General features: G+C 34.1%; 8 protein-coding genes. 2 read left to right on the top strand and 6 right to left on the bottom strand.

The window, feature by feature from the left end; all coding sequences use genetic code 11:
- A partial coding sequence (locus VNJ50_RS10275) for a TlpA disulfide reductase family protein (protein WP_325581547.1) occupies positions 1–717 on the top strand: 717 nt, incomplete at its 5' end.
- A gap of 153 nt (positions 718–870) precedes the next feature.
- Here the strand turns inward: VNJ50_RS10275 and VNJ50_RS10270 are convergent.
- Entirely contained in the window at positions 871–1,824 is a 954-nt protein-coding gene (locus tag VNJ50_RS10270; protein ID WP_325581545.1) for a nicotinic acid mononucleotide adenyltransferase, read from the bottom strand.
- 253 nt (positions 1,825–2,077) lie between these two features.
- Here VNJ50_RS10270 and VNJ50_RS10265 point away from each other — a divergent pair, with 253 nt between their 5' ends.
- Positions 2,078–3,079 carry an NAD(P)H-dependent glycerol-3-phosphate dehydrogenase gene (locus VNJ50_RS10265; protein ID WP_325581543.1) on the top strand — a complete coding sequence of 334 codons (1,002 nt, stop codon included), beginning with the start codon at positions 2,078–2,080 and terminating at the stop codon, positions 3,077–3,079.
- Positions 3,080–3,347: 268 nt separating this feature from the next.
- On the opposite strand, the gene VNJ50_RS10260 is transcribed toward VNJ50_RS10265, so the two are convergent.
- The 5 genes from VNJ50_RS10260 to VNJ50_RS10240 form a co-directional block, all read right to left on the bottom strand.
- Positions 3,348–3,743 (bottom strand): hypothetical protein, encoded by a 396-nt coding sequence (locus VNJ50_RS10260; RefSeq protein WP_325581541.1) that lies wholly within the window; start codon positions 3,741–3,743, stop codon positions 3,348–3,350.
- A 115-nt stretch (positions 3,744–3,858) separates the two neighbouring features.
- Positions 3,859–4,701: a GLPGLI family protein gene (locus tag VNJ50_RS10255; protein ID WP_325581539.1), complete on the bottom strand. Its 843-nt coding sequence runs from the start codon at positions 4,699–4,701 to the stop codon at positions 3,859–3,861.
- 28 nt (positions 4,702–4,729) lie between these two features.
- Entirely contained in the window at positions 4,730–5,506 is a 777-nt protein-coding gene (locus VNJ50_RS10250; protein ID WP_325581537.1) for a GLPGLI family protein, read from the bottom strand.
- 31 nt (positions 5,507–5,537) lie between these two features.
- The gene (locus VNJ50_RS10245; protein WP_325581535.1) at positions 5,538–6,431 is read right to left on the bottom strand and encodes a GLPGLI family protein; all 894 of its coding nucleotides are present in this window, start codon (positions 6,429–6,431) and stop codon (positions 5,538–5,540) included.
- 48 nt (positions 6,432–6,479) lie between these two features.
- The coding region (locus tag VNJ50_RS10240; protein WP_325581533.1) for a hypothetical protein at positions 6,480–7,743 on the bottom strand (1,264 nt) is incomplete at its 5' end.

The raw sequence follows: 7,743 nt of genomic DNA, 5'->3' as shown, positions 1-7,743 counted from the left end.
AATTCATTATTGCAAAGTTCAACCTTTCTGACCGATCGCGTTATGGCGTACGTGTTTGGGATGAGTTCAAATCCGACACAACAATTTTACGAAGGCCAAATAGATAATTTGGTCAATTATATAGGTGAAGGCAATGATGATGTGAAATTGGCGTTGTTGCGAGCAGTTTGGCAAAACATGACGATGATTGGAGAGGATAATGTTGCGGTTTATATTTCAAAAAAGTATTTGTTTGAACTAGCTGAAAAAGCTGAAGATGATCTTCTTTTGAGCGTATTGACCACTCAGAAAAACACTGCCATTGGCGCAACAGCTTTAGATTTTCCGATTACTTTGGACGTTAATGATAAAAATACGCCAGCGACATTGCACAAATTGAATTTGGCCGATAATTATCTTCTTATTTTCTGGAACAGTGGTTGTTTTCATTGTTTGGAACAGCTTCCTGAAATTAAAAAAGCCGTCGATCAGATGGATGCCAAAAAAATAAAAGTGGTTGCATACGCCACACAAGGCGAATCGGAAGTTTGGAGAAATGAGATTAAAAAATACCCCAATTTTATTCATGTGATAGATTCAGGAAACCCTATAAGATATATGGGCAGTGAGTATGGTGTAGAGAGTACGCCTACATTTTTTATTTTGGATAAGGATAAGAAAATTATAGAAAAACCCTATTCGTTAGACGAGTTGCTAACGATTTTGTCACAGTTATAGAATCATTCAATAAGTAAATTAATGGAGGTTTTTTAATGAAAATGACCTCCATTTTTTATTTTCACCTCCATTTTGAAAAGGATCTAAAAAAGAAACGCTCACTTGAACTTAATCAAAATGAGCGTTTCTGGAAACTAAATAACCAACCAAAATTTAGCCTCTGTTGCTTACCCTAGGGTTATCTTTTTTAGCAGTGGTCTGCTTGCGTTTTTTCTGTACTTCCGAGGACTGGGTTTTTCCATCAACCACCGATGATTTTCCTTCAACACCTCTCATGTATTGAATGTATCCACGTCCGGTAAATTCATAAGTCGTACCCGAATAATTATGGTACAATCTTATTCTCTGATCATTAATAACGCTCAATTCAAATAATTCATTGCCATTAAAATCATAATCTAATGTTAATGTTTTGAGGTGCGTATTGCCTTTAATATTTCCTACGCTATAAAGCCCTGTGTAATCCCAATAAATCTTGTTTGGATTTGAAATATTGGCATCTTGCGAACTTCTAAATTCGGAGTCATTTCCACCAGCCAAAAACTGTAAATAGTTTTCGTTATCAAATTCGTTGAGCTTACCACTTTGGCTTGCATAAGTTTTTTCCCAAGCTTGATATTCTTGCAAGAAATAATGGATATTATCATAAAATACAAAGTCATAATCAAATTGTGATTTTTGATAGCCATGTAAAAAGTACGACGTATCATTATATGGATTGTACAATTCAATCGTATCATAATCTACTTGATAAACATCAAAACTTTGAAAACCATCAACGTCATGATATACGTCCAAAATCATGTCATACGCATCATATTCTCCAACGTCAATTCCAAAGCCATTGCCTTGTCCGTTAGGGCCAAAACCAACCAAATTGTTGTTGGCATATAAAATTCCATTTTTAAAAGACAGCGTAAAAGCAATCTGTAAAAAAGCCGTTTCGCCACGACCAATCGTTTGATTGATGTCAACATACCACAGATCGTAAGAACGCAACAATTGATTTAATGAAATTGATGGCTCATCATGAATGGAGTTGGACTGGCACGACGTCAATAAGGTTGCGGCAAGGGCAAATCCGAAAAGTAGTTTTATAGCTTTCATTGGTTCCGTTTTTTGTTTAAAATCTTGGATTAGTTTTTTTGATATCGACCGGTTGAAATTAGCAAAACAATCTAGAATTACTATTTAAACTTTAGGATTTAAATAGATTTTGCCTTTTTCGTAATCCAACAAATTAAAGATTATAATAGGGCAGATTTCAAAACACGTGCCAAAAATTTGGTTTTGAAGTTTTTTGAAATGGAATAAACTTTAAAATTATGTACTTTTGAAGGTTTTTAATTTTGTTTTATTTATGAGTACACCGATAAAATATGCCGTTTTTGGATCAGGAAGTTGGGCTACAGCCATCGTGAAAATGTTATGTGAAAATCTGGACGAAATAGGTTGGTATATGCGCAGTGTTTATATTAAAGAACACTTGTTAAAAGCCGGGCACAATCCAAGTTACCTAAGCTCTGTTGAATTTAATAAGACACAACTTAAAATCAGTAATGATATTAATGAAATTGCAGATTATGCCGATGTCTTGATTTTTGTGATTCCATCTGCTTTTATTCATGACGAATTGCAAAAATTGACCATAGATCTGAAGGATAAAATTATTGTATCCGCAGTTAAAGGTATCATGCCCGAAACCGGTAAGTTGGTGGGAGAGCATTTTCATGATATCTATAATATTCCTTATGAGGATATAGCAGTCATTGCGGGTCCTTGCCATGCTGAAGAAGTGGCACTCGAGCGTTTGTCTTATTTGACCATTGCTTGCGCCGATGAAAATAAAGCTAAAGAAATAGCTAAAAATTTGGCAAGTGAGTATATCAAAACAGCAACAAGTGATGACGTTATTGGTATTGAATATGCTGTTATGCTCAAAAATATTTATGCCATTGCTGCAGGAATTGCCCATGGATTGGGATATGGTGATAATTTTCAAAGCGTATTGATGAGCAACGCTATACGCGAAATGAAACGTTTCATTAAAAAACGTCATAAGATGAAACGCAACATCAATGATTCAGCTTATTTAGGTGATTTATTGGTGACGGGTTATTCTATTTTCTCTCGAAATAGAATGTTTGGAAACATGATCGGGAAAGGCTATACCGTAAAATCAGCACAAATGGAAATGAACATGGTGGCCGAAGGTTATTATGCTACAAAAAGTGCATTCGACTTGATTGAAAAGAATGAGCGAAAAGGCAAATTGCCTATCATTACCGCTATCTATGCCATTCTTTATGAAGGCAAAGATCCAAAACGTACATTTTCAAAATTAACAGAAAAGTTGGATTAGCAAGTAGTTGTTCCTGCGAAGGCAGGAACCTCATGTTTTTTATCTGGATTTTTTGAAAACAGATGACGCAGATTTAACGGATTTTCACTGATTGTTTTTGCGTTCTGAAATGTATTTAAGATTATTTTGTTATCGGCGTAAATCATAATAATCAGTGTTATCAGCGTTCTGCTTTTTGAACACAGATGACACAGATTTAGCGGATTTTCACTGATTTTTTGTATCCGTGCAAATTAGAATAATCAGCGTCATCTGCGTTCTATAATCTCTATTTCACCAAAACGCCTCTCACTTCCATCAACGGAATATTCTGTAAAGCTTTATCGTTAATCGTGTTTTTTCTGAAAAGATATGTTTTTTCAAACATGGCGTTTCCTTCAAAAAAAGTGACTTTAAATTCATTGTTCAGCACGAACAGTTCTTCTGGCATGAACTCTATTTTGGCATAGCTTTTTTTTGGGAGCAAGTCTAATTTTTTTCGAAAGATGGAAGTTGTTTTCTTTTCTGAATAGCCACTGGTAACAATCAACACTACTTCTAAATCCACCTCTTTATCATTAATGATATAAGCATTCCAATCGTGAGTTTTATAAATCTCATTATATTCATTGACGATGGCTAAGTACACGTTTTCAACTTTCGGGATTTCGATGTCTTTTTTCATATTAATAAGCTTTCAAATAGTTTGCAAAGTTATTATATAAGCTGCTATAGAAAGTTTATTATAGCAATTAAAGTTTTCTATTGCTACAAATATTAAATCTAAATTTAACTCATCCCTAAAACCGCTCAATCAAATTATTTTTTTTGGCGCGGTTTTCCTTCATCTTTCTTTTCATTTCTTGATTTTGCATTTTACTTTCTTGGCTCATATCAGAACCTTGACCAACTACTATTTGAAAGTTTCCAACATTAAGTGTATTGTTCTCTGAGTTTTTAAGGGCTTTTTCTTTTAACTTTATAAAGTCTTTTTTTATAATTTCCTCCGATTTTGGAAACTCAAAATTCCTTGGTTCCTCAAGCTTTGCAAGTGTCTTTAAAGTAAAATGATAATGGTCTTCAGCATCATAAAGTTCAATAATCAGTCCAGGTAAACCAGAAAACACATAAGGTCCATCAGCAATTGGAATTTCTAAAGTAAACCAAGCCGTATAATCTCTTCCTGCAAAATGTGTCGTAGCTTTTTGAGTGGTATAGCCCATAATTTCTTTAGAGTCTTCTTCAATATTCCAATCTAATGGAATAGCAGGTTCTTGATAATGATATTGCTTTCGATCAATTTTATCGGATGTTTTTACATTGTTATTTTGGTGGTCTTTATAAAATGTTTTTGGAAAATTAGAAGTCATTTCCTTAGAAATAGTAATGGATCCCGATTTAAGTTGACGCTCCAGATCGGCCATAATTTCATCTTTAAATGCTTCCCTGTAACTCATAAACACGCCATATTTCGGACCAGTAAACAGATAAAGTGTTTCCACGCTTTTGTTTTCCAAATTTGTGGAATCCATGCTATAAGTTGCTTCGTACTGAACTTCATAGTCCGTTGTGTATTCCTTCTGAGAGAAAACGCTGCAAGTAGTGATACATAAAGCAAGTGTACTTAAAATAGATAGTTTCATTGTATTTTAAAATTAAATAGTGTTTTTGTTATTTGATAAGCTCTATAGGATTATTTTTTAATTTATTTCTTTCGCGGTGATTTCTATCATATTTATCTAAACTAGCTTTGGGGACTTGGATGCCGGGATTATTTAAAATTAGGGATGGTTTTTGTTTAATGTTTTCTAAGAATTTCTCGTATTCTTTAACACTTATTTCTCTATACTCCTCATTTTTAATTCTGATTTTGGAATGCAGTTTTGTTATTCCTATAGCTTCAAAATGATAATGATTCTGAGTGTCGTAAATTTCCAAAATCAGACCTGGTAATCCGTAAAACTTGTAAGGTCCGTCCGAAATTGGAATCTCCAAAACATACCATGCGCTATAATCACGACCAGCAAAACTTGTAGTTGCCAGCTTGCATTCATAGTCTAAAATAGTCTTAGTATCCTCATGTAAGTTCCATTTTAAATCTGGCAAATCTTCTTTCAATTCATACTTATAAGTCGTATAATCATATAAAGAAACAAGTTTTCCATTCGTTTTATAAATCTTATATAAAAAATCTGATTTAGCGACTCCAAATAATGAATGTGGATGGTTTGACTTTAAAATAGAATCTTTTAAATGTGTTGTATTGCTCTTAAAAACCGATATATCCTCTGCAAAATCTAATAACATTTGTTCTGATTGCAATGATGAAATATTGGTAGAATCTATTTGGTAAGTCAAATCATAGGTAACTCTATATGTACTTTGCCCATATACAAGAACTGGAATAAGTAATACTAAGAAAATAATTACTTTTTTAATAATGACCATTATTTAATTTTTAATGAGATTTGAATGGTATTTATTCCAATTCAATAGGGTTATTTTGCGATTCGAGTTCGGATTTAAACATTCTTTTTAAATCTTCTTTTGTAATTTTTTGACCTGATTTGTCCGTAAGATCCATGACTGCGGCTTGGCCATCCGTTACCGAAAAACTACCACTTACGCCCGGTGTTTTACCCATCATATAGGCGTAATCCGATCCGCTTAAGGCATTATTGTTTAATCTTTTTTGTATGTCCTTGATTTTGTATTTACTCGATTCATCGGCTTTTGGCAAAGTCCAAATTTTTGGAGTTTCCAGTTTTTCGAGTGCTAACATTTTAAAATGATAATGGTTTTGCGTGTCATAAATTTCGACAATCAATCCTGGAAGTCCGCGGAAGAGATAAGGGCCATCTGAGATTGGAACTTCCATCGTAAACCACGCTTCATAATGTCTTCCAGCAAAATCTATCATCGCTTTTTGAACCGTATATCCCATAAATTCCTTGGTTTCTTCTCCAATTTCCCAAGTATCCATTGGTGCCGGTTCAACATAAATATAATCTTTATCGCTTATTTCTTGAAGGACTTTTATCTGGCCCGTTTGGTAATTTGAAAAGATCACTTTGTTTAAATCTTGACCTTTATTGTTATTTACACCAAATTTTACTTGCACATTTGAGCCATATTTTTGTTGGAGTTTTTCCATTTGTTCATCTTTCATGGCACGCGCCTGATTCATAAACACTCCATAATTTGAACCAGCAAATAAATACATCTTTTCAGTGTCTGTGCGCTCCATATTTAAGGAGTCGATTTTAAACGTCAGTTCGTACTGAATTTTGTAGTCTGTTGGATAGTCTTCTTGGGCAAAAACACTGGTTTTCACGAGAAATAAGAAGAGAAAACTTAATAGTAATGATTTCATAAATTATTTGGAATTAAATGGATTTTATAGTTTCTATCAGTATTAATTTTATAATGGAATGCGCACTTTTAGCATAAATTGCCGTGGACGTAATAAATAATTAGATTCGGAAATGGCATAATTCCCAACCGATATATTCCTATAATTATCTTTGTTGAACACGTTGATCACGGAAAACTCAAAATCTATTTTACGTTTTTCCGAAAGTGTAAATCGGTATAAAATATCGCCAAAAAAATCATCCCAACGATCATCTTCTAATTTTGATTCCGTCCATTCGCCCGAAAAACTCAAGGTATGATTTTCCAAGAAATAGAAATACATTCCGAATTTATGGTTTTGCGACCACACTTTCCGAAGATCCTGAATCTTGTTTTCAGTTTGGCTCAATCGGACGCTTCCATCATATTCCATGGTCATCCAACTCACAAAGTCGGCATTTAAATTAACGGCATTTTGCCAACTGCTAGTCGTGTTTTTCATCAATTCACTGTTCAAAAGGATATCGCGATTGCTGTGTGTATAATTTGAATTGAATTTGAACGTAGTTTTAAGCGGCAAAACCAATTTGCTGACCGAGCCACCAACCGAATTGGTCATATTCTTATTCACCAAATCCAAAGCCTCCAAAACGGTCGAACCGTTTGGCTGGGTAATCATATTAAAAATCTGATCGTTTTTTCCATCAGAATGCGAATAATTAATCCGAGCAAACCAAGTATTTATTGGGTTTTTATATTCCAATCCAAAAGCAGCAGATTGTGACGACGCTTCCATTAACGGTACATTATGCCGTGCCAAATTGCGATAATGCGACAATAAATACCCAGAATACATTTCGTTTAATGGGCCGTAATTTTTGCCGTATCGTGCGCTTCCATTAACGCTCCAATAATCCCAAAACTTGTATTGGCCCCAAAAGGACGGATTTAAAGTAAATGGGTTTTTAGATTGTTTTTCGTTCAAGATCTGATCTTCAATTTCATAATGTGTCACATCAAAAGGCAATTGCAAGGAAAACCGTGCTTTATCTGTTTGATAATTTATTCCTGTGCGCACATAAGTTGAAACTTCTTGCCATTTCATATCGTTTTCAAAATCCCGAACGGTATGTGGATTGCCATCCAACAGAATTTGAGAATCCATATGTTGAAGTTTAAAATCTACGCCAGGCTGAAAGCTAAAACTGTAATTGCCAAACTTTTTAGTGAAATCCAAAGCATGATTGGTAACGAGTTTTTTATCAAAAAGATGCTGATCCACGTAATTTATAGGTTGATCGGGCGAAAGAATTTCAGAAAAAACACCGGGG

It is taken from the genome of Gelidibacter sp. (genome assembly GCF_035577925.1).
Classification (GTDB): Bacteria; Bacteroidota; Bacteroidia; order Flavobacteriales; family Flavobacteriaceae; genus Gelidibacter.
Note: the sequence above shows the minus strand (reverse complement) of the source record. Positions and strands in the feature narration are given on the sequence as shown.

Coding starts and splice junctions, on each gene's coding strand:
- VNJ50_RS10265 (WP_325581543.1), top strand. CDS start 2,078: ATGAGTACACCGATAAAATATGCCGTTTTTGGATCAGGAAGTTGGGCT.
- VNJ50_RS10250 (WP_325581537.1), bottom strand. CDS start 5,506: ATGGTCATTATTAAAAAAGTAATTATTTTCTTAGTATTACTTATTCCA.
- VNJ50_RS10255 (WP_325581539.1), bottom strand. CDS start 4,701: ATGAAACTATCTATTTTAAGTACACTTGCTTTATGTATCACTACTTGC.
- VNJ50_RS10245 (WP_325581535.1), bottom strand. CDS start 6,431: ATGAAATCATTACTATTAAGTTTTCTCTTCTTATTTCTCGTGAAAACC.
- VNJ50_RS10260 (WP_325581541.1), bottom strand. CDS start 3,743: ATGAAAAAAGACATCGAAATCCCGAAAGTTGAAAACGTGTACTTAGCC.
- VNJ50_RS10270 (WP_325581545.1), bottom strand. CDS start 1,824: ATGAAAGCTATAAAACTACTTTTCGGATTTGCCCTTGCCGCAACCTTA.